Origin of the sequence: Neobacillus vireti (assembly GCF_001026695.1) — a bacterium.
Lineage (GTDB): Bacteria > Bacillota > Bacilli > Bacillales > Cytobacillaceae > Neobacillus > Neobacillus vireti.
The window spans coordinates 1-20,697 of the sequence record NZ_LDNB01000011.1 but is presented as its reverse complement, the minus strand read 5'-3'; the positions used below and the strand labels follow the sequence as shown (position 1 = coordinate 20,697).

At 36.8% G+C, this 20,697-nt stretch carries 26 protein-coding genes; 11 read left to right on the top strand and 15 right to left on the bottom strand.

From position 1 onward, the window contains the following. Positions 1-868: 868 nt before the first annotated feature. Both AA980_RS12900 and AA980_RS12895 read right to left on the bottom strand, forming a co-directional pair. On the bottom strand, positions 869-1,282 hold the full coding sequence (locus AA980_RS12900; protein WP_024031136.1) for a hypothetical protein: 414 nt from the start codon (positions 1,280-1,282) through the stop codon (positions 869-871). Between the two features lie 22 nt (positions 1,283-1,304). Further along, entirely contained in the window at positions 1,305-2,459 is a 1,155-nt protein-coding gene (locus AA980_RS12895; protein ID WP_235815199.1) for a hypothetical protein, read from the bottom strand. Positions 2,460-2,862: 403 nt separating this feature from the next. Here AA980_RS12895 and AA980_RS12885 point away from each other — a divergent pair, with 403 nt between their 5' ends. From AA980_RS12885 to AA980_RS26350, 3 genes are all read left to right on the top strand, one after another. Continuing rightward, positions 2,863-3,081 carry a DUF1659 domain-containing protein gene (locus AA980_RS12885; protein WP_024031134.1) on the top strand — a complete coding sequence of 73 codons (219 nt, stop codon included), beginning with the start codon at positions 2,863-2,865 and terminating at the stop codon, positions 3,079-3,081. Positions 3,082-3,123: 42 nt separating this feature from the next. After that, on the top strand, positions 3,124-3,291 hold the full coding sequence (locus AA980_RS12880; protein ID WP_024031133.1) for a DUF2922 domain-containing protein: 168 nt from the start codon (positions 3,124-3,126) through the stop codon (positions 3,289-3,291). A 129-nt stretch (positions 3,292-3,420) separates the two neighbouring features. Next, positions 3,421-3,564, top strand: coding sequence for a YvrJ family protein (locus tag AA980_RS26350; RefSeq protein WP_024031132.1), 144 nt, complete (start codon positions 3,421-3,423; stop codon positions 3,562-3,564). Between the two features lie 651 nt (positions 3,565-4,215). On the opposite strand, the gene AA980_RS12870 is transcribed toward AA980_RS26350, so the two are convergent. Beyond that, on the bottom strand, positions 4,216-5,103 hold the full coding sequence (locus tag AA980_RS12870; protein ID WP_235815198.1) for a hypothetical protein: 888 nt from the start codon (positions 5,101-5,103) through the stop codon (positions 4,216-4,218). A gap of 1,043 nt (positions 5,104-6,146) precedes the next feature. On the opposite strand from AA980_RS12870, the gene AA980_RS25820 reads away from it, so the two are divergent. From AA980_RS25820 to AA980_RS12845, 6 genes are all read left to right on the top strand, one after another. Further along, positions 6,147-6,698 (top strand): competence protein ComK, encoded by a 552-nt coding sequence (locus AA980_RS25820; protein WP_024031252.1) that lies wholly within the window; start codon positions 6,147-6,149, stop codon positions 6,696-6,698. 78 nt (positions 6,699-6,776) lie between these two features. Then, the gene (locus AA980_RS28265; RefSeq protein WP_082195733.1) at positions 6,777-7,037 is read left to right on the top strand and encodes a helix-turn-helix domain-containing protein; all 261 of its coding nucleotides are present in this window, start codon (positions 6,777-6,779) and stop codon (positions 7,035-7,037) included. Between the two features lie 251 nt (positions 7,038-7,288). Beyond that, the gene (locus AA980_RS12860) at positions 7,289-7,531 is read left to right on the top strand and encodes a helix-turn-helix domain-containing protein (protein WP_024031251.1); all 243 of its coding nucleotides are present in this window, start codon (positions 7,289-7,291) and stop codon (positions 7,529-7,531) included. A gap of 210 nt (positions 7,532-7,741) precedes the next feature. After that, positions 7,742-8,008, top strand: coding sequence for a helix-turn-helix domain-containing protein (locus AA980_RS12855; RefSeq protein WP_024031250.1), 267 nt, complete (start codon positions 7,742-7,744; stop codon positions 8,006-8,008). Positions 8,009-8,156: 148 nt separating this feature from the next. Next, entirely contained in the window at positions 8,157-8,351 is a 195-nt protein-coding gene (locus tag AA980_RS12850; RefSeq protein ID WP_024031249.1) for a hypothetical protein, read from the top strand. 539 nt (positions 8,352-8,890) lie between these two features. Further along, a complete protein-coding gene (locus AA980_RS12845) occupies positions 8,891-9,214 on the top strand; it encodes a hypothetical protein (protein ID WP_024031248.1) in 324 nt (107 codons plus the stop codon). 43 nt (positions 9,215-9,257) lie between these two features. Here the strand turns inward: AA980_RS12845 and AA980_RS27255 are convergent, their stop codons facing one another. Next, positions 9,258-9,431, bottom strand: coding sequence for a hypothetical protein (locus AA980_RS27255; RefSeq protein WP_156351219.1), 174 nt, complete (start codon positions 9,429-9,431; stop codon positions 9,258-9,260). 68 nt (positions 9,432-9,499) lie between these two features. After that, entirely contained in the window at positions 9,500-9,706 is a 207-nt protein-coding gene (locus AA980_RS12840) for a hypothetical protein (protein ID WP_024031247.1), read from the bottom strand. Between the two features lie 55 nt (positions 9,707-9,761). Between AA980_RS12840 and AA980_RS28030 the strand changes: the two genes are divergently transcribed. Further along, positions 9,762-10,187, top strand: coding sequence for a substrate-binding domain-containing protein (locus tag AA980_RS28030; RefSeq protein WP_082195731.1), 426 nt, complete (start codon positions 9,762-9,764; stop codon positions 10,185-10,187). Between the two features lie 385 nt (positions 10,188-10,572). On the opposite strand, the gene AA980_RS12835 is transcribed toward AA980_RS28030, so the two are convergent. Genes AA980_RS12835 through AA980_RS12790 form a run of 10 tightly spaced genes read right to left on the bottom strand, consistent with a single transcriptional unit; the run spans position 10,573 to position 19,744 of the window. Beyond that, complete coding sequence (locus AA980_RS12835; RefSeq protein ID WP_024031246.1) at positions 10,573-11,223, bottom strand: AroM family protein; 651 nt, start codon at positions 11,221-11,223, stop codon at positions 10,573-10,575. A gap of 11 nt (positions 11,224-11,234) precedes the next feature. Continuing rightward, positions 11,235-11,957 carry an amino acid ABC transporter ATP-binding protein gene (locus AA980_RS12830; protein WP_024031245.1) on the bottom strand — a complete coding sequence of 241 codons (723 nt, stop codon included), beginning with the start codon at positions 11,955-11,957 and terminating at the stop codon, positions 11,235-11,237. After that, entirely contained in the window at positions 11,954-12,622 is a 669-nt protein-coding gene (locus tag AA980_RS12825) for an amino acid ABC transporter permease (RefSeq protein ID WP_024031244.1), read from the bottom strand. Before AA980_RS12825 ends, AA980_RS12830 begins: the two co-directional genes overlap by 4 nt. A gap of 59 nt (positions 12,623-12,681) precedes the next feature. Further along, complete coding sequence (locus AA980_RS12820; RefSeq protein ID WP_024031243.1) at positions 12,682-13,530, bottom strand: ABC transporter substrate-binding protein; 849 nt, start codon at positions 13,528-13,530, stop codon at positions 12,682-12,684. Positions 13,531-13,553: 23 nt separating this feature from the next. After that, entirely contained in the window at positions 13,554-14,342 is a 789-nt protein-coding gene (locus AA980_RS12815) for an SDR family oxidoreductase (RefSeq protein WP_024031242.1), read from the bottom strand. 49 nt (positions 14,343-14,391) lie between these two features. After that, on the bottom strand, positions 14,392-15,297 hold the full coding sequence (locus AA980_RS12810; protein WP_024031241.1) for a dihydrodipicolinate synthase family protein: 906 nt from the start codon (positions 15,295-15,297) through the stop codon (positions 14,392-14,394). Between the two features lie 23 nt (positions 15,298-15,320). Further along, a complete protein-coding gene (gene allB, locus AA980_RS12805) occupies positions 15,321-16,703 on the bottom strand; it encodes an allantoinase AllB (RefSeq protein ID WP_024031240.1) in 1,383 nt (460 codons plus the stop codon). Further along, positions 16,690-17,901, bottom strand: a complete 1,212-nt coding sequence (locus AA980_RS12800; RefSeq protein ID WP_024031239.1) for a pyridoxal phosphate-dependent aminotransferase — start codon at positions 17,899-17,901, stop codon at positions 16,690-16,692. Before AA980_RS12800 ends, allB begins: the two co-directional genes overlap by 14 nt. Positions 17,902-17,910: 9 nt before the next feature. Continuing rightward, a complete protein-coding gene (locus AA980_RS12795) occupies positions 17,911-19,047 on the bottom strand; it encodes an aminotransferase class V-fold PLP-dependent enzyme (protein WP_024031238.1) in 1,137 nt (378 codons plus the stop codon). A 7-nt stretch (positions 19,048-19,054) separates the two neighbouring features. After that, the gene (locus AA980_RS12790) at positions 19,055-19,744 is read right to left on the bottom strand and encodes a FadR/GntR family transcriptional regulator (protein ID WP_024031237.1); all 690 of its coding nucleotides are present in this window, start codon (positions 19,742-19,744) and stop codon (positions 19,055-19,057) included. Positions 19,745-20,079: 335 nt separating this feature from the next. On the opposite strand from AA980_RS12790, the gene AA980_RS12785 reads away from it, so the two are divergent. After that, a complete protein-coding gene (locus AA980_RS12785) occupies positions 20,080-20,466 on the top strand; it encodes a VOC family protein (protein ID WP_024031236.1) in 387 nt (128 codons plus the stop codon). Positions 20,467-20,697: the final 231 nt, after the last annotated feature.

The window sequence follows — 20,697 nt, the reverse complement described above, 5'->3', positions numbered from 1 at the left end:
ATGATGATTTAACGTTCTAAAGAACTGGATGGCGCCAGGCACCATCGCCATTAATTTGGGATTCGCAAACGTTAGCTGAAAAAAATGGATAACCTTAAAGTTTGTGTTCTTTCACCAACTTTCGCATTGGCTAGAACTATACAAACGTTTATTTAAATTGGCTAAAAACCGCAACCCATAGGGATTATTGCGGTTAAGCGGACAAAAATTTTGTCACTTAAACAAACGTTTATTTAAATGGCTGTGGAAACCAGTAAGATAAACGATTTCCCGCCATTATTTGAAAAAAATTAGCGAATGTTGGTTTATTTTCTGAATCAGGTCCAGCATGATTTCCTTGTCTCTTAAAGAAATGACACCACTCGATACAATCCCCATCAGAAAAATAAATCAAACGTTTGATTGAAAGTGGCTAAAGCGTGCACTATTGCTATATTTAAACCTTCAAACCGCTAAAAAGTATATCGAGAACTGGCAAGTAGTTATATTTTGTGCGGATTAATTAATCATCAATATCACCCAAAGGAGAACCTCTAGATGGTACCTTGGATAGCGCCTGGCACTCTGTTTCTTTTTAGCATATTATCCTAAAAATCTATCAATCTGCGGCAAAATTCGGGAAGTGACAGTGCACCGAAATTTTATGGTACCAGAACTTTTTCAGAAGGAATTTTCCTTTAATCCAGGTTGGCTATACGGAGATTATTCCCCCCTAATCTAACACTTCCTTGGGCGCCACTACTTCAAAAAAGTAAGAGCTACAAGCTGCTCATACTTTTTGTCATTTTGCTGCTTATTTTCTTTCCTTTTATCTTTTACAATTTACTGCTTTAACTTTAGCTAATTGAGGGTCTGACACCTGAATTCCTTACATGGCCCTTTTTAGTTCACTCTCCACCAGAATCATTTCTTGGAGATAACGATTCTGTTCAGCGGATAAGTCATTTCGATTACTCATTTCAGTGATATAATTCTCGTATTCATCCAAAAGCTGTTCATATTCCATTCTTTCCGATTCAAAGTTCTTTTTCTGTTTCAAAAAAGTATCTGCCTGTTTTATTAGTTTTTTCTCATATTCGAAAGATGCTTGAACATAGCCTTCCTTTTTCCCTTCATACTTCCCTGCCTGATATACTTGGCTGATAACCGGAGTATCCTCCAAATCTTCCCTGAATCTTTCCTTTATGCCTTCAGATAATCCGTTGTCCTTTATTTTCTTTGTAATATCATAAATGTCATACCCCGGAATTAGCGACTTCTTTAGAAATCTCTTAAAACCCATTCAGAATCTCTCCTTAATATTGTTAGTCTTCCCCTTGAATTAATTTGTTAAATCCACCAAAAATAAACTCCTCTTTGACCTGGTTGATAAAATTGATATCGGAAACTAATCGGTAAATCGTGACAATTAAACCGCCAATATCTAACTTTCGCACCGCCTCTGCATTACCGGCATAAGCACTTGCTGCAACATAAATGACATTGCTAGCTGAGGCAATTGCATTAGAATAGCTTAATATTTTTCTAGTTTTCACTTCATAAACCGACCAGGAATTGTATTTTGTCTGATCAAAAAACAGCCCATGAATCATGGCAATCATCGTATTAATTAAGATGGCCATTGAAGCCTGCTTCCCTACCGTTTTAATATTACCAATATCCACCCCATATTCAGCCAATTTCTGTGCCATATTAGGAGAAACGGTATTGATAATCGGAACAGGTATCCCCGCCTTTGAATACTCATCAGATTTAAGGTGGGTCCATTGTTTTATTAATGCCGTACCGACAGCTATTTTCCCTTCGATTCCATCATTAAGCAAGCGCTCTTTAGTATAATAAAATACTTTGGATGTATCGGCCCGATTGGTAATTTTATCTCGAGAATCCCCTCGTGCGGTTATCCCTGTTTTAATATGGTAAGAACTTAGATCCCATGCAGTCAATGTACTTGTCACAATATTCGATGTCCCAAAGACCCAGCCAAGAAGCGGATCGTGTCCCAGAGTTTTGAAACGATGGGATTTCCCGCTAAGTCCTAAGCCAAAATTAGGACTGCCGAATTGAGCATCATACGGAACAGGATTCAAACTAATTTCCTCAAAAGATGGCCAATACCACTTATGCAGGCGATTGCTGGATTCCTTAACAGCATTCCCTTTCACTATCCTAGCTGCCTTATCATCAGTCAGGCGCTCCTCAAACCCTGTTAATAGATATTGTCTTAAACATTGTAAAGCCGTTGCAAAAAACAAAAAACCGATATCCCTGCCATTAAGTCCCGTCTGCGACTCAAATTCCTTTTCCAAATTATCGATAAGTATTTGGGAGCTTTGGGCAAGATTGGCGACCCTTTTCGACTCTGCTGCAATCAACTCCATATTCTCAAGGGTTTTTTCAGACTGTTCACTTAGCGCCCGTCTTCTCATACGTAATTCTTCAAAACTCAAAATAACCACCAGCTTTTCTCTTAGAAATTCCCTTTTTCCTATTATCAATTATACAAATAGTTCCTTAGCAGCAACAATGTTTCTAGCGTCTTATTTCGAAATTTGTTAATCCCTTTCTAGGCACTGGAATTTATTTTTAGCAAATTGAAGAAAAAACAGAGAGACAAACTCTCCGTTTATCATTCACACTTTACTGCTTTAAGCTTTAGCTGGGTGGGGGTTTGACCCCGAAGTATTCGGTAAAAAAAGCAAACATTGGCACCGTCTAAAGCTGTCTCCGTATCATCAACATAGGTGATGCTTCCGTTACTGATCTTTCCTTCTAAAATAAATAGACTAACAAAATTATCCTCTTCCACCCTGTCCTTTCACCTCAAAAACCATAAATAGAAGGTGAAAGGAGGTTGTAACAATGGCAACGGCATTATTACTAGGAACGAAGCTTCGCTTGGTATTTGAAGCGGGGATGGATGACGAAGGAAATCCACTTTACAAGGCTAAAACATTTAGCAATGTGAAGAAGGAAGCAACGGTTGACCAGCTATATCAAGCTGCACATGCAATCTCTGTCCTTTGCAAAGACACGCTAAATAAAGTGGAACGCAATGACAGTACGGAGATTTTAGCTTAATGGGCCAGCTTGGTGGAATTTTAATGATTGGAGGTGAAGGAAATGGCAAAAACATTGGAATTACAATTCGGCACAGAATTTGGCAAGACGGCAAGCATTTCAGTCGATAATCCAAAAGAGCCGATTAATGAAGATCTAGTGAAAATATCGATGGAGCAGATCATTGCAGCGGGAGTTTTCACAAGGCTAGCGGTAAGTTGGCAGCTGTAAAAGGCGCGAGAATCATCGAACGTAATGTAACGGATTACGAACTTATTTAATATGGAAGAGGCCGGTTTCGCATTGATGCTGCCGGCCTTTTCTTTCTATCCGATTTAATATAGAAAGGAGCGAATACCCGTGGAAGAAATCATTTCATTCATCAGCCAGGTCGGTTTCCCGATTGTGGTGACCCTCTATCTGCTCTATCGGATTGAATCCAAGCTAGCTGCAGTGGTCCAGTCCATACAGGAACTGCCCAATCGGATGAATGCAAGATCATAATCCAGCCATTTCGCTGCGTTGAAGGGTGGACCACTCTGCTCATAGCGGTGCAGGGTGGCTTGGTAAGTACCTTGCCCTCTCCAAAACCGCCCCGCCTAACTGCCCCTTTACCGTCACCGCAAACAAATCTCGACCCATTTCCCCACATAAAATACCCATCAAACGTTTGATTAAAAATGCCCTTAACCTTGATAGATAAAGCTTTGTGCACTCTTACCTTTTAAAAAATTGACGAAGGACTTTTTTAAAACATCAAATTTCTAGCCTTTTCGACATTATCCTTCCTAAACAGGCAAATTCCTACCAGATCCCTCTACTGAAAAAACTAATTAAACGTTTAATTAAATTTGCTGGAATCCCTGGTATATCAAGCTTTCATTCATGGAACAGGGAAAAAACTTGTCTCCCAATTTGTTCTGACTACTAGATCTCAACACCAATTAAGCGTTTAATTAAATCCGCTGCAAACCTGATTAAATGGGGATTTTCTCTGCCCAAAGTGAAAGAAACTTGTTGAAAAACGACATTAAGCTACCCTACTTGAAAAATTCCCCTGGCTCCGGTAGCTTATAGCCCTTATAAGCTACCCAAATTGGACAATTTCTCCGACTTCGGTCACTTATAGCCCTTTAAATTATCGGTGCCTGTGTATCAAAGTTTACCAAGGCAGGGAGCCTGTCCCACCATCCTCGGGCTTCCCCCGTGCAACCAATCCCACTCAAAGGTTTCTCCATTAATAGTATAAAGACGGGGTTGATCTTCATCGCTCATTTCATATATCCATTCATCATAATACCGATAAAACTTCTCTTTTAAAATCCCATAAAAGTAGGCAATCGGCTTTCTGACTACTTTTGTGAATTTCAGTTTTCTGATTAATTGTCTGAAGGCATCGATGGCGATACCGACGATGACATCCGTTTCTTCGTGGAGTTTATAGTCAAACGAGATGATATGAACCATCCGCCAATAGTCTTCGATTAATTTGGCATCATCGAAAAAGCATTTAACAAATTGGACAAAGTCCTTAGGAACTCGGTTGCTCACAAAGGTGTGATCCAATTCAGACGGTTCTTCTTTACGTTTTTTTATCTTTTGATCTTTTTCAGTTTTTAAAAGATTAGTAGTTTTATTTAGGGGGTTCAATGTTTCCTTTTTGGGTGGTTCACTTACAGGAAAACGATTAAATACATAAAGATTGCTGGACTGCGAACCATTTTTCCGTTCGGTTTCATAGACAGCGAAAATCCCTAAATCTTTCGCCTTCCCAATCATCCGTTTAAACGTAGAACGGGAAATACCGTTATCGTTGTATTCATCATGAATCGCTTTTAAGACCGTGCCGATCTTGGCATTGCATACGCCAGGGATTTTCGCAGCAAAACGAACCAGCCGTTTTAATCCGACCAGCTCCCCTTTTGAAAAATCGGTCTTATGCTCCAGCAACCACATTTCCATATGATGATTAAACTCTTTCAAACTTTCAAATTGGGAAAACTGTTCAAACCCCTCAACACTGCCTGATTTCAAATTCATCATTTTGCGCCACCCTTTCACCGCTAGTTGCCGCTTCCGGCACCTCTACGATAGCGGGTTTTACAGAAAGAATCGAACTGCTCAAAATCACTTTTGATCGCGTTTTTTTAACCAAAAAGCTGATTTTGGCCTTCAAAAGTGATTTTTGAAGCCGTTTTTTGCATTTATGGTCAGTTTTCCTATCAATTTAAGCTCAGTCCCGTTCTTCCGCTAACCTTCATCTAAAACATTCCCACAACCAGACATTCCTCGACCATCCTCTCCTACTTCCCTATCAAACAAACTTTAATTAAAACATAGGATATTCCTGATAGATAAGGCTTTCCCCGTCCCAATCCATGAAAAGGCTGCCGAATGGTGTCATTAAATTTAGGTAACTCATAGAATTGAGCCACTCTTTTCACCAATCGATATCCTTTCGGCGAAATTCCTTTTAGGTTATTCTAATCAATCGTTTGATTAAAACAGCAGCGAGGTATTGATTTATAAGAATTTAACCTGAACATCTGAAAAGAAAACTGTCGAGAATTGCCAGGGAAATTTCCAGATAATAACCCGCTAATTTGCAAAATATTACCGAATTCACGCGAACTTACACTATTCTATCAATTCTCTGTATTTCTGCTTTTAATTAAACGTTTGATTGGTAATGAACACGAACCACTCCAATCCTGAATTTCATAATCCAAATGGTTAAAAAATATGTCGAAAGATGCCACCAAAAGATAACAAAGCAAAAGGACACCCCGCTTGCCAACGTTAACAAATTTGTCAATATTTGACGGATTTTGTTTACTGCAGTTTATCGAAAACGAATGCTATTTGTAATTTAATAATAGTAGAAGTAAGCGCTCCTATGTTTTTTTAACTCCAATAACTGAACTCATTAGAAGAGCTTTTAACCCCAGGTCGGAAACATGTAGCAAAGAGGTGAAGATCATGTAATTGGTATTGCAGCCCTTAGCCAAGTCTTACCCAAAGAAATGTTAGCGATTCAAATGGACGTTATTCGATGAAGATTCTTAGAGGAGATGAAAGTATTGTGTATGAACCAATTTTATTTAGTCGATGTTAATGTGATTTTAATGACAGGTGAATACAACAAACATGGGAAGCTTTGTGCACGAGTTATGATTGGCAAAGAAACTATTTTAGTAGATCGGACACCAGTCCAACTATTGGATGATACGTTGAAATACATAGGGTATGATTTAAATGGTGCCATTGTCGGTGCCAAAGAAATCATCGGTGATAAAAAAATGTGCCCTGTTATGGTTAATCCCTACAAAGGCATTTGCTTATTTCCGAATAAGTCACCCAAAAAGGAAGATTGTATCTGGTTTAATCCCGACCATATTGTAGACACAAAAAGCAGAGGCTACAAAACAGAAGTCGAGCTTAGCAATGGAGTTTCCATTATAATCGATTCGAAACTAAGTTTTTTTAACACCAAGCTGCAGACAGCATATCAATTGAAGCGGACTTCAACCCAAAGAGGAAACCATCCAAATACATTAGATTTCTTCATCGTACCGAAAAATAGGAATACTCTCATTAAGTCGAAAAACGGCAAATACAACTTTGGCTCCATAGCTTAGTATATCGGATACATACATAAATCTATGAGTCGTTCAATAAATCACCAAATATTAAAGTTATAAAACGAAAGAAGGCGTATAGCTCAGAATGGCAAAAAAGGAGAATTTACTTGGAAAATTCAACATATCCCATATATCGGAGAAGCATTAAAACGTTTAAGAAATGATAAAAACCTAACGCAGCAGCAATTATCCAGTCTATGCAGTATCAATCGTCCATACATTAGTATGCTTGAAAGGAATGTCAAACAGCCAAAGCTCACAATCATCTTCTTACTTGCAGCCGGTCTTGAGATGAAACCTTCTGAACTTGTAAGGGAAATAGTGAATTACTACTAGAGGGATAAGAATGTAGCGGAAGATTGGTGCCTATACTCCATCCACGTGAAAAGGAGTAAGTGCACCAATCTTCTTCTTTTTGTTTGATTAGATGGACGTTCGCATTGTCACATACAAAATTTAAGGCATTCCTTTTTCCCTTCACATCATTATTTTCGACATATTTATGAACAATGGATATTGGGTAGTTTGTTACGTGGAGAGGAAGTATTTTTTATTATCTAATGGACTTAAAAAGGGAGGATTTCCTTATGCAGCCTAGGATTTTCATAGGAAAAGTTATAAAAGAAAAAAGAGTAATCCATAAGATTACGCAAGCGGAGTTGGCTGAACGCAGCTCATTGAGTTCAATATCGATCAGTAAATGTGAAAGGAATATCACTGAACCAAGTTTTGAGACGATCATTAAATTGGCCAAAGCATTTGAAATGGAAGTTTCAGAATTCGTCAGGGAAATTGAAGAAAGTTTAGAAATGGTTCAAACTCCGGATTAAACTATTTCATTTTCTCATGGATGCCAACCAAAATCATTCCAAATTTTCATACATATCAGGAGGTGCCCAATAGACTGTTAGATAAAATAAAAGTAACTCCGAAATTTAACTTTAATCAAAATCTTTTCCTATACGCAACTTACGGGTAGTTAACTACGTGGCGCATTCCCTTACCTCATTATGTAATGAGGTAAAAGGTGATGTGTAACCATGGTAAATCATAAAATAGCGACGGTAGGAATGCTAATAGAACAGAAAAGACGTGCTAAAAGAGTAAACCAAGATGAACTTGCATTTAACTGCAACATAACCAGAAAAGCTATAAGCAATATTGAAACAGACAAAAACCTACCCAGTTTACCTCTATTAGTAAAAATTGCACACGAATTAGATATGAATGGTTATGAACTTTTAAAAGAAATAGAAGAAAGAGGATTCTTAGATATTTATCTTCGTAAATATGAAAATAATAAATGATAAAAAGGCATGAGAATCATTGTAGATCGTATTTAGACTATACCGGTGATACAAGTAATAGATCAGCAACATCGTTAACAAAATATTCACAAGGGTTTTTCATGATATTGAAGAATTTATTCAGTATCATCGGAAAGGTCGTGAATGAATGAAAGCTCCGACGGGATACGATTATGAAGAGGATGGAATATTGTATCGTGTTTTTTACATCCATAAAAGCAAAATCAAAGGGATTAAGGTCATGGCACGCTCTGGTAACAGAATGGTTATTGAATATGGGCGTAATCCTAATGAAGCTGTAAAAAAGGCAAAAAAACTATTACTAAACCCAAGCACTAAATGATTAAATTTGGAGTCAGTCCCCCGATGCATTAAGCGGCGGCGGACTGACCCTTTTTTTTCCGTCAAAATCAGGGCGGTGACAGTGGAAGCGGAATTCACAAACGTCAGTTAAAAAAATGTAGCCCCCCACAAATTTGTGTTCATTCACCAATTTTCTCAATGGGTTAAACCATACAAACGTTTATTTAAATTCGCTAGAAATCGTGACACATAAGGATTATTGCTGTTAAGCGGGCAAAAATTTTGTCACTTAATCAAACGTTTATTTAAATGGCTGCAGAAGCCAGTGAGATCAACGATTTCCCGCTATAATTTGAAAAAAATTAGCAAAAATTGGTTTATTGTCTGAATCCTGTCCAGCATGATTACCATATGCCCTCAATGAATGACATTCCTCGATAAAATCCCCTTCTGAAAAACAAATCAAACGTTTAATTAAATTGTCGCGAAACCCGCTATTTAGGGACTCAACTACTTTGGCTGCTAAAAATTTTGTCAGTTAAATAAACGTTTGATTGAAAGTGACTTAAGCGGGCACTATTGCTATATTTAAACCATCAAATCGCTAAAAAGCATGTCGAGAACTGGCAATTAGTTATATTTTGTGCGGATAGTTTAAACATCAGTACCCCCAAAGGAAAACCTCTGGATGGTATCTTAGATAGTGCCCGGCATCGTTTCTTTGCAGCACACTATCCTAAAAATCTATCAATCTTCTATAAAATTTGGATGGTGAGAGGCACCGCAATAAGAACTATTAAACAAAGTAAAATAATAAGAAACATTAAAAGAGAAGGTAAATTTATTCACCTCTCCCTCTTTATTTTTCTTCCTGTTTTAATCGTGGCAGCATTGGATCAATAATTTCTTGTACAATGACATCTATTTCGAGGCCGATGCATTTTTCTTAATCAAATTTAAAAACAGATAATTTTTCATTGAGTTTAAACACTAAGACCAGTTTATCATCTTCTTCAATCAGCCCAATCTCAGTAAAAAATACGTCATTATCTAATAAATAATCATAAAATGCACTTTGTAATCGATTAATATTAGTTTGATTAATAGACCTTATTTTCAAAAAGCTCATTCCCCTCTTTATCTCTAGTTTCCATCCTTGTTCCGGTGAGTTCTGCCCTATTATTTCTCCTATTTCACTTTATTTTCTATTTGCATTCTCTCATACATTTTTCGTGGTAAAGAAACCTGACTTTCATAAGCATCGTCAATAATCATTTTAAGAGCTGCTGCTTTGGATACCTTAATACCAAAACCAAAACTAATTTGTTCTGCAATTTCTTCTAATTTCTCTTTGCTTTCTTTATCAATTCGGACGGTAGAATATTGTTCGCTCATTTTTTTCACCACCTGTTACATAAATCATACATTATGTAATATAATGTAACAACAAATATTTAAGCTATCACTTTATAATCCGATTGATTACACTATAGAAAATCCAGGTTCAGGACTAATTGGATGGTGCCTAACACCTAAACGAGGAAAGGCAAGTATTGACCTACCCATTGTTGTAGTAGGCAGTTACTTAGAAGAGTCCCCATTCCCGTGTGTACGCCCTGATGATACGGATGGAACAAAACAAGCGGTAAAGTCTACGGTACCTAAAGATATATCAGTAGTTGGTGTAGATGATGACCCTATTTTAGAATATATAACACCATCTTTATCAACTGTTCATGTAGATCTACTAGGTATTGGGAAAAAAGCCACTTCTATACTGATGGACATGCTTACAGGAAAACAAATTAGAAAAAAAGATGTCGTGTTTAAAATGGAATATATTAATCGCTCAACGACTTTCACTCCAAGAGAATAATAAAATTTCACATTCGACTCTAGAGAAAGATAGATTCTGGAAAAAAAAGCGTGTAATTCAACCAATTGGTATGAATTACACGTTTTTTATTGGATCTAAGTCTCACTAAATTGAAGAAGTAAGAGCTGGGCAAAGCTCTTACTTTGATTCCCCTTTCAACAGGATTTTAACTGATTTTTAAATTCATTCATCTATCTTCTACAAATATCATGGCATGACAGGCACCGGGCTTCCTTTTAAAATTATCTAAGTAGAAGCCATTTGAAAAACCCATACATTAATTCTCTGATTCTACAATTCTCGACATATATCGGGTGGTGGACAGTTGATTAATAAGTATGCGAACAATATTTATTCAGGCTCAATGATCTCAACTTCAAACAAACTATAAATACAATAAAGTCTTTAAAGTTGATTGTATAAGTTCGTCAGTTCCAAAGACTCTTTTCTTTGTTATTCTTTTAGCTTTATTTATTACATTGGGAGAATAACCAGTACAATCAAAAAGAATGGTGTCAAATGATTCGTTCTCATTCCAGTCATTCCATTGTTCAACAGTTAGCGATATAGCATCCATAGGGATAGTTAGTGTATGACTATTAAATCCGTATTTAGCCCATTTATTATGTGTTGCATTTTTTTGATTATCGATAGGAATAACAATCCCAAGTGTTGTTTTCTTTGTAAATTGTCTCAAATAGAACGAAGTAAGCCGATTAGGCTGGAGAATAGGTATTTTGGAATGAACCTCAAAATCCCCGGCACACAGCAGGACGATAGCCTTTACATCGTGTTCTTCTAAACGAAAAATTGCATACTCCATTTTTTTCTCCAAATAATCTTTCTCAACATGAATAAAATCCCCATTGGAAAGTTTTGTAATGAGAGGATACTTGCCTTCACTAGGTGGTATATCCTCCTTTTTCATGTCATCCAATATTCCAACCATTTGGTAATCTATCAATTCTAAAATTTCTTGATAAGGCAGTAAAAGATCATCCCTTGGGGTTTGTCCGATTGTGATGAACCCTATCATGCTATCACCCTCTATAACACTTTTTCTAAGAAACTCTTCGTTCGCTCATGTTGTGGGGATGAAAACATCTGTGATGGAGGACCCTCTTCCACAATAAAGCCGTTATCCATAAATATTACCCTATCAGCAACATCTCTTGCAAAACCCATCTCATGTGTCACTATGACCATGGTCATACCTTCACTTGCTAGTTTCTTCATAATATTTAAGACACCATCTACCATTTCGGGATCAAGTGCTGATGTTGGCTCATCAAATAACATTATTTTAGGCTGCATTGCCAATGCTCTTGCAATTGCGACACGTTGCATTTGTCCACCAGATAGCGAATCAGGATAACTATCTCTTTTTTCAATCATACCTACTTTAATTAGCATTTCTTCAGCAATCTTAATGGCTTCTAGTTTATTTGTTTTCTTAACTTGAATTAGTCCAATTGTTACATTATCTATCACTTTCATATTCGGAAAAACATTAAAGGATTGGAAAACCATACCTAAATTCGTCCTCATCTTATTCAAGTTCGCCTTTGGGTCCATGATATCTTTTCCTTCAATATATATATGACCACCACTCGGTTCTTCTAAACGATTTAAGCATCTTAACGTAGTACTTTTACCTGAGCCACTCGGTCCAATAATGACGACTACTTCACCTGAGCTTACCCCAAAATTTAGGCCATTTAAAACTTCTATATCTTTAAATTTCTTTTGTAAGTTTTTGACTTGAATCATTTTGGACTCATCCTCTTCTCAAGTTTGTTAGCCAGCTTTACCAGAGGGATTAATAGCAAGAGATATAAAAGCGTAGCACCAATTAATGGCGTTGGATTGGCTTTCCAGGCTTGTATCTGTTGAGCTTGCTTTAATAACTCTGGAAGGGCAATAACAGACGCAAGGGAAGTATCCTTTAACACATTGATTGAATTATTCGTTAACGGCGGAATAACGATTTTTAACGCTTGGGGTAATATAATAAACCGCATTGCTTGGAAATAATTCATCCCAATACTTCTTGCAGCTTCCATTTGTCCTTTAGGAGTTGCTTCTATCCCACTCCGGAAAATTTCCGCAACGTATGCTGAACTAATCATAGTAAAGGTTAAAATCCCTGCTGGATATGGTTTTAGGGTTATTCCTAAATATGGAAGTGCGTAGTAAACAAATACTAATAATACAAGTAATGGCATAGCCCTCATAAAATCTAAGTATATGACAATAAAAAAATTCAGAAGTTTAACATTCAATGTTCGTAAAACCGCTAAGATAAGTCCTAAAATAATCCCAAATACAATGCTGAAGAATGATAATTTAATTGTTACCCATAGGCCCTGTATCAGAAGTGGCATTGACTCTTTTAGTATTGGCCAGTTAAAAAAGGCATGTATCAATTCATCCATCTATCTAGATCCCCCTAATAGTCGAGATAAGGGGAAAAATCCCTTATCTCAATTTTCAATCATTCTGGTACCGGAAGAATTGTTACGGTTGAACTATCTTCAGAAGGAGCTTCTCCAAACCACTTTTCATAAATTTTTGCCATAGTTCCATCCTTTTTCATTTCATCCATTACTCTATTAAACTCCACACCAAGAGTGTCACCTTTCCTAAAGGCTAAACCGTATTTCTCATTAGTTATTATTCTTTCTACAACTTTTAGTTTTTCTTTATCCTTTGTGTAATATAGTGATGCAGGAATATCGGATACTTCCCCATCAATACGTCCAGCTTCTAAATCCATCATGGCATCCTGAAGGCTATTATAGAGTTTTATTTCACTAAATTTATATTCGTCTTTGTGATCTTGAACCCATTGGTCGCCTGTTGTGCCACTTTCTACACCAATCACTTTCCCCTTCATATCTTCCATACTTTCTATTCCCGAACCAGTTTTTGTGGTTAGTGATTGATCAGAATCATAATAAGGGGAAGTAAAATCCATTTCTTTTATACGGTCTGGTTTAATTGTAATTCCTGCTGCAGCTACCTCAAACTTTTGTGCCAATAGACCAGCAAACAGTCCGGTCCAAGGAGTTGCAATCCATTCAGGTTCTTTATCCAAACGCTTAATGGCTTCAGAGATGATATCAACCTCAACCCCAACCAGATTATTTCCCTCCTTAAATTCCCACGGAACATATCCTACATTTAGCCCTACTCGAATTACTCTTTTGTTCTCACCTTTTGATTTCTTTCCATCAGAATTTGAAACTTCTTGAGAGGATTGACCGCCACCACACGCAGCAAGAATTAGAAATACAATAGTAATCATAAAAACAATTAAACTTTTAGATTTTACTTTTCCCATTGAGACTCCTCCTATTATTCATTCTATAAAGCCTTTACCATACCTCCATCAATTAAGAGAGAAGAACCATTCATATAAGAAGCTACATCTGACGCTAAAAACGCTACTACCCTGCCGTATTCCTCTGTTTTTCCATATCTGCCAAGCGGAATCGCATTTTCAGACTGTAGTCTAACCTGCTCCACTGAGATACCAAGTTTCTTAGCCTTAATTTTGTCGAGTTCTTCGATTCTTTCAGTAAAAATCCTTCCAGGAGAGACAGTGTTTACGAGAATGTTATATTCACCAAACTCAATGGAAAGGGATTTTGATAATCCTAATACACCAGCTCTAAAAGTATTCGAAAGAAGTAAGTTAGGAATAGGCTGTTTAACAGATGATGATGCAAAGTTAATGATTTTTCCATATCTTTTTTCTTTCATAATCGGCAGCACTTCTCTAATAAAACGAATATAACTTAATAGGTTCAATTCAAATGCCCGATACCAATTCTCATCTGAAAGTTTTTCAAAGTCACCAGCTGGGGGCCCACCTGCATTATTGATTAAAATATCAATAGTGCCAAATTCTGAAAGTGTCCTTGATATAGCTTGTTTAATCTCATTTTCATTTGTTATATCACACACGACATAGTCTATTTTCCCTTTTGCTACTTCTCTTATTTCCGCCACAGTTTTCATGAGTTCTTCTACATTCCGACTTGAAATCATAACATTTGCGCCTTCTTCTGCTAATGCGAGTGCCGTTGCTTTTCCTAGCCCTTTGCTTGCTGCGGCAACAAATGCCACCTTACCATTAAGACCTAAATCCATTTGAAGGAATCTCCTTTATTCGAAATTATTTTAAAAATAGCGTAGATAACTAACTGCTTACAGTCGTTAAACCCACGTAGTTAATTAATTCTTTAACCTCATCAAGTGTCCTATCATCCACTGCCGCACCAGGAAAACGAACATGCGCTGATTTTATGGCATCTCTCATTTTAAAAATTTCTTTACGAATGGTCACACCGCCAATACCTAATTGGGCTTCAAAACGAATTAGTGGTAAATAGTGATAAAAGTAGTCTCTAGCCCCAGACTTATCTCCGTTTGAGAACTTTTCAAACGTTTTAACGAGAACCTCAGGGTACGCAAAACCAGTCATAATTCCAATGGCACCACGATCTAATTCTTCATAGAAGTACATTCCACCAAGACCGCCAAAGATTCCCAAGTTATCCCCAGTTAGCTCAAGGATTTTTGACGTTTTAACGGTAGTAGGAGCCTCTTCAAGCTTTACATATTGGCAATTAGGAATTTCTTTATTTAATTTGGCCAAAAATTTGGGTGACATAATGACTCCTGTTGTAACAGGTTCATCTTGGATAACGATAGGAATTGAAATTTGTTTCGCTATTTCTTCATAATGCCTAAAAAGCATGTCTTCATTCTTCAATCCGGCTGGTGCAGCAATCATAACTGCTGCTGCTCCTGCTTCTTCCGCCCTTTTCGCAAGCATTGCACATACATTTGTTCCTCGTGAAGTACAGCCGACCACTACCGGTACTCTTCCTTTTGTTTCTTCCATGACAATGTCTGTTACTCTTAATCTTTCATTTTCGGTAAGCTTATGTGATTCACCCATGATTCCTAGAATGGTCATTCCGTGAACCCCTGAATCAATATAAAAGTTGGTCAGCTTTCTTAGGCTAGCTTCATCTATATTTCCGCAGTCGTCAAAGGGTGTTAAGGTAATGGTACATACTCCAGTTAATTTTGTAGTCATTGTAAATCCTCCCCTTATTGTTTTTATTTAGAAGGTGTCAGCAATTTCCCTTCCCCTGGTTTTCCCATAACTTCACCATTTTTCATAATGGTTGTTCCACGCAAAATTGTTCTAACAGGCTTCCCTTTGATAACAAAGCCTTCGAATAGCTTTGCAGTCCCCTTTGATTTTGTATACATATCCTGTGCCCTTATAACCCATTCCTGATTCATATCGATAAAAACAAAATCAGCATCTTTTCCAATTTCAATTTTTCCTTTTTGTTTCATTCGGTAAATTCGAGCAACGTTTTCTGCCATCAAAGCCGAAAGTTGTTCTAATCTTAGTTTCCCTTTGGATACCTCATTAAGCATTAGAGGCAGTAACGTATCCAAACCAGGATGACCTGGGGGGCAATCAAAAATATTCTCGTTGCCTCTCTCTTTTTCTTCTAATAAAAACGGTGAATGGTCACTAACAACCATGTCAATGGTGCCGTCTAAAACATATTTCCAAAGTCTTTCTTGGGTTTTCTTTGAACGTAGAGGAGGATTCATTTTAGCAAATGCACCACACCTATCCATATCACTAGAATCTAATACTAGATATTGTGGACAGGTTTCAATACTGATGGAAACTCCCAGGGTTCTATAGTATTTAGCTAAAGCTACAGCTCGATCTGTACTCATATGTACAAGTTGAACCTTAGCGCCCGTATCCTCAGCCATGGCTAGTAATTTTGCCACTGCTACAATCTCACAAATTTCCGGTCTAGAATCAATATGAGCCATTGGATCTAAGCGGCCCTTTGCCTTTATTCTTCCTTCAAATAGATTTAATAGAGTATTATCTTCTAAGTGAAAAAGAGCCGGGATATCTGTTTTTGCTGCGTTCTCCAGTATTCGGTATAAATATCCATCGTCCTTTGCGTTTAACCCTTTAAATTCACTTTCTCGGCCTGGGGGTGAAGCGGGTAAAAATGTCTTAAATCCCATAATTCCTGCTTCTGCCAAACTTTCCATTTCATCTAAGTTGTCAAACCCGGCTCCACCATAAAAGCCGTAGTCTACTACCGCTTTATGTTTTACTGCTTCAATTCTATTTTTTAGATTATCCACGTTGTGAACCGATGGATTCGAAATTGGGTGTTCAACAATAGATGTAATTCCACCTGCTGCACAAGCCTTTGTTCCCGATTCAAAGTCTTCCCGTTCATTGATTGAAGGATCTCGTAAATGAAGATGCGGTTCAATTACGCCTGTCATGACATACAGGCCTTGAGCATCAATCAGTTCATCACAAGGTGGTACATAAGAATAGTCGGTCAAGGCAACAATCTTACCATTATTCACATGTATATTTACCTGGAATACTCCATCACTTCTAACAATGGTTCCATTCTTTATAACTAAATCAATACGGGTCAATACTCCTGCAACTCCTTTTCCTATTATTTTTTTCAATTTTTTCTTTAATGGATGCAAATGCTCTCTGAATGTTCTCTTCAGATGTAGCGAAAGAGAATCGAATATAACCTGGACTTCCAAAGGCAGCACCTGGTATTGCAGCTACCCCGCATTCTTCAAGTAACCATTGTGCAACCTCCACACAGCTTTGTTTCCCTAAGGGTTTTAACCATCCGGATATATCAGGGAATATGTAAAAGGCACCTTTTGGTACACACAGCCTGGTATCCATTATGTCATTGATAAGTTCACACATTAAGTCCCTTCTTTTTTTGTACCTTTCCTTCATTTGGATAACAGAAGATTCAGGTCCTTCAAGCGCAGCTATAGCTGCCATTTGTGAAATGGATGATGGATTTGATGTCGAGTGACTTTGAAAAGATGTAATGGTGTTTGCTAGATCTCTAGTTGTGGCAATATATCCAATTCTCCAACCGGTCATAGCATATGCCTTCGATACTCCATTAACGGTAATAGTACGGTTGAATAATTCATTCGAAAGTGAAGCAATACTAGTATGTTTGTCATCAAATATTAATTTTTCATAAATTTCGTCTGAAACTATATACAAGTCATGTTTAATTGCAATGTTACCAATTTCCATTAATTCTTCTTTGCTGTATACACTACCAGTCGGATTTGATGGAGAATTTAGGAGGATTATTTTTGTTTTAGGGGTTATAACTTCTCTAATTTGTTCAGGTTTCATTTTAAATTGATTTATTGTATTTGTTTTTATAATGACAGGGTTCCCGGCTGCAAGTTTAATCATCTCCGGATAACTAACCCAATACGGGCTTTGTATAATTACCTCATCGCCTGGATTAAGCAGCGCTTGAAAAATATTGTATAATGAGTGTTTTGCGCCATTACTAACCACGATTTCATAAGGGCTATACGCCATATGATTATCTCTTTTTAATTTATCGGAAATAGATTTTCGTAATTGAAAAAAACCTTGATTCTCTGTATATCTAGTAATTCCTTCGTCTATTGCCTTCTTTGCTGCCTCCTTTATATAATCAGGAGTCTCAAAATCTGGTTCACCAATCGATAAATTAATAATCGATTTTCCTTCTTTTATTAATTCCTTTGTAAGAGTATTTAATGTACTAGTAGCTGAAGGAGTTATACTGCTAAGCTTAACCGAATAATTCATAAATTCCTCCTAAATCAAGGTTTTTAATACTTCTATGGTTTTTTCGATATCTCCTTCGTTGTTATATCCGTGAAAAGCAAATCGTACGCCCCTTCCTCGAGCAGCTGAGATAATATTTTTCTGTCTTAAATCATTCTCAGTTTTCAATGGATCCTGAAACTCAATAGCAACCATAGGACCCCTTTTTAATGGATTAAGAGGTGTTCTAACATTTAAACCTAATTTTCTAGTTTCTTCTATAAAATACGTAGTTAAAGTTTGAACTCGTTTTGTAATCGCTTCCAATCCAACATTTAAAATAAGATTGATACCTGCATTGGATGCATATATACAAGGAACAGCTCTTGTCCCTGATTCAAAACGTTGTGTTCCACTCGCAAATCTCAAAGAATATTCTGGGTGAAAAAAATTAGGCTCTTCTTGAGAATGCCACCCAATTATAGAAGGATTCAACCGATCCGAAATTTCCCTTTTAGCATATAAAAAAACAGAACCAGGAGTACCTAATAGGTACTTAGAGCAACCCCCAATCCAAAAATCAACATTTAAAGCTTTGACATCAATAGGCTCTACACCAACTGCTTGATATGAGTCCACTAAAACCATTGCCCCTTTTTTATGCGCAACTTCAATGATTGGTTCGATATCCAGCTTACAACCATTCTCATAATTCACATGGGTGACTGAAACTAAGAGAGTTGTTTCATCAATGGCTTCCTCAAACTGATTAATACTTATTTCGTTTTCTTCATTGCTTCGAAGGAATACCACCTCAATATTTTCTAGGTCTCTTTGTGCTATCCACTGTTGTCCAATACCTGCAAATTCAATATCTGTTGTAACAATTTTTTTCCTTTCTTTCGAAAAAGGCATGGAGCTGATTAAACTGCCAAGTAGAACTGAGGCAGAGAAGGAGTGTGCCAATTCGGAGATTTCACAGTTCAATAGTTCGGCCATCCTAGTTTTTAGGATTTCGTATTCAATTTTCCATTGCTGATTCCAACATTGACCATGCTCATTCCAATCATCGAGATAACGGATTAACCGATTTCTTACCTGCGTTGCTTGCGCTCCATGAGCGCAGGTAGCAAGATATACTTGATTCTCTAATATTGGGAAACTATATCTAAATTGATTTATTCTCATGTGTGTTTCACCTCTCTTTGTCCATCTTAATAAGTTCATCATAGTCAGTTGCAACGTCAAGTAAGTGTTCACGCATTAACTTCCCTGCCATTTCGCTGTCCTTTATTTTAATTGCATAGTAAATCTTTTCATGGTACCTCAAACTTTTTTCTTTATCCTCTGATTTTAATAACTCTTTTCTAACCGAAATAAGTAAGTCCGATATTGACTCGTATACATTCTTTAGAACATTATTACTTGCACCCTCTACAATGGATTGATGAAATAACAAATCTGATTCTAGTGAAGATCCGTTTTGATGTATTATTTCTTTATGCATTTTTATTGCTTTTTCCATTTTTAATAGGTCTTCCTCGGTTGCAATTAGTGCAGTCCTTGCGCATGCCCCTACTTCAATCATTAACCGAAAATCAAGTAAATCTTTTGAGACCTTTTCATCTAATAGTGCAGAAACAACATTTGTATCAACCAAATTATGCACTTGAGTTTGTTTAACAAACACACCTATACCCATACGTTTCTCTAAAATATTCATATCTTCCAATGTATTTAAGGATTCTCTTACTGAAGATCTACCAACTTCCAATAACTCCATTAACTCTCTCTCAGATGGTAGCTTATCACCGATATTATAGTTGCCTTCTTTTATATTCGTTAAAATAAACTCAGTCACAATTGTGCTTACTCGTTTTGTCATTATTTCACCTTCAATCCATTTACAGAGTGATATCAGACATGGGATACCTGTCTGACAGATATATTGATTTTTTTTAATATACTAAAGCCAAATAAAATTGTCAATATATTTTGAATATTTTGTTCTACTTTTTTTGAAAAAATGCATATTTAAATGAAACTTCGAATACTCTTTGCACAATCAAGCAAGTCTAGGGCCACATTGCACTTAAAATGACCGATCATAAAAAGACAAGGGAAATAGGTAAAAGTAATTGGTCTGAATATTATGACACCATATTTGAACACTAGTGATAGAATAGAATGAAAAGATAATATAGGAAGGAAGTATTTTATATGATAAAGAAAATTGAACATACAGCTATTATTGTAAAAAACATGGAGGAATCCATAAATTATTATTCAAATATTTTGGGTTTTAAGGTTAGGGAAAGGGGGAGTAATGAGAGAAGAGAGATGACCTTTATTTATCTTGAAAACAATCCAAGCTTCGAGATTGAATTAATTCGTGACTTAGAACAGCACACTAAATATTCACCTAAAGGAATAGTAAACCATCTAGCTTTCGCGGTTGACAATATGGAAGACTCAATTAAGTATTTTACTAGAAAAGGATTAATTTTCATTAATAGCTCTCCTAATGTTGCTATCGATGGTGCAAAAACAATTTTTTTCGAAGGACCTAATGGAGAATTACTTCAACTTGTAGAGAGAGCCGGATAGCTATTCCCCTGTAAATGGGTAGAGCAGGGAATTCTCTGATTTTACAATTCTCGACATATATCGGGTGGTGACAGGGACCAGGACTTAACTTACCTAAGTGGAAGCCTTTTGAGCGAACGCTGCTAAAATACTCTGATTCTACAATTCTCGACATATATCGGGTGGTGACAGTGAATTGCGCCCATAATAGTTGACACGAATAATTCCGGAAATCTATGACCATAATTGTCA

What these genes read in the sequence shown, in the direction of transcription:
- AA980_RS12900 (WP_024031136.1), bottom strand. Translation starts at nt 1,282, where the DNA reads ATGGGTTTTAAGAGATTTCTAAAGAAGTCGCTAATTCCGGGGTATGAC.
- AA980_RS12885 (WP_024031134.1), top strand. Translation starts at nt 2,863, where the DNA reads ATGGCAACGGCATTATTACTAGGAACGAAGCTTCGCTTGGTATTTGAA.
- AA980_RS12880 (WP_024031133.1), top strand. Translation starts at nt 3,124, where the DNA reads ATGGCAAAAACATTGGAATTACAATTCGGCACAGAATTTGGCAAGACG.
- AA980_RS12870 (WP_235815198.1), bottom strand. Translation starts at nt 5,103, where the DNA reads ATGATGAATTTGAAATCAGGCAGTGTTGAGGGGTTTGAACAGTTTTCC.
- AA980_RS25820 (WP_024031252.1), top strand. Translation starts at nt 6,147, where the DNA reads ATGAACCAATTTTATTTAGTCGATGTTAATGTGATTTTAATGACAGGT.
- AA980_RS12860 (WP_024031251.1), top strand. Translation starts at nt 7,289, where the DNA reads ATGCAGCCTAGGATTTTCATAGGAAAAGTTATAAAAGAAAAAAGAGTA.
- AA980_RS12855 (WP_024031250.1), top strand. Translation starts at nt 7,742, where the DNA reads ATGGTAAATCATAAAATAGCGACGGTAGGAATGCTAATAGAACAGAAA.
- AA980_RS12850 (WP_024031249.1), top strand. Translation starts at nt 8,157, where the DNA reads ATGAAAGCTCCGACGGGATACGATTATGAAGAGGATGGAATATTGTAT.
- AA980_RS12840 (WP_024031247.1), bottom strand. Translation starts at nt 9,706, where the DNA reads ATGAGCGAACAATATTCTACCGTCCGAATTGATAAAGAAAGCAAAGAG.
- AA980_RS12835 (WP_024031246.1), bottom strand. Translation starts at nt 11,223, where the DNA reads ATGATAGGGTTCATCACAATCGGACAAACCCCAAGGGATGATCTTTTA.
- AA980_RS12830 (WP_024031245.1), bottom strand. Translation starts at nt 11,957, where the DNA reads ATGATTCAAGTCAAAAACTTACAAAAGAAATTTAAAGATATAGAAGTT.
- AA980_RS12825 (WP_024031244.1), bottom strand. Translation starts at nt 12,622, where the DNA reads ATGGATGAATTGATACATGCCTTTTTTAACTGGCCAATACTAAAAGAG.
- AA980_RS12820 (WP_024031243.1), bottom strand. Translation starts at nt 13,530, where the DNA reads ATGGGAAAAGTAAAATCTAAAAGTTTAATTGTTTTTATGATTACTATT.
- AA980_RS12815 (WP_024031242.1), bottom strand. Translation starts at nt 14,342, where the DNA reads ATGGATTTAGGTCTTAATGGTAAGGTGGCATTTGTTGCCGCAGCAAGC.
- AA980_RS12810 (WP_024031241.1), bottom strand. Translation starts at nt 15,297, where the DNA reads ATGACTACAAAATTAACTGGAGTATGTACCATTACCTTAACACCCTTT.
- AA980_RS12800 (WP_024031239.1), bottom strand. Translation starts at nt 17,901, where the DNA reads ATGAATTATTCGGTTAAGCTTAGCAGTATAACTCCTTCAGCTACTAGT.
- AA980_RS12795 (WP_024031238.1), bottom strand. Translation starts at nt 19,047, where the DNA reads ATGAGAATAAATCAATTTAGATATAGTTTCCCAATATTAGAGAATCAA.
- AA980_RS12790 (WP_024031237.1), bottom strand. Translation starts at nt 19,744, where the DNA reads ATGACAAAACGAGTAAGCACAATTGTGACTGAGTTTATTTTAACGAAT.
- AA980_RS12785 (WP_024031236.1), top strand. Translation starts at nt 20,080, where the DNA reads ATGATAAAGAAAATTGAACATACAGCTATTATTGTAAAAAACATGGAG.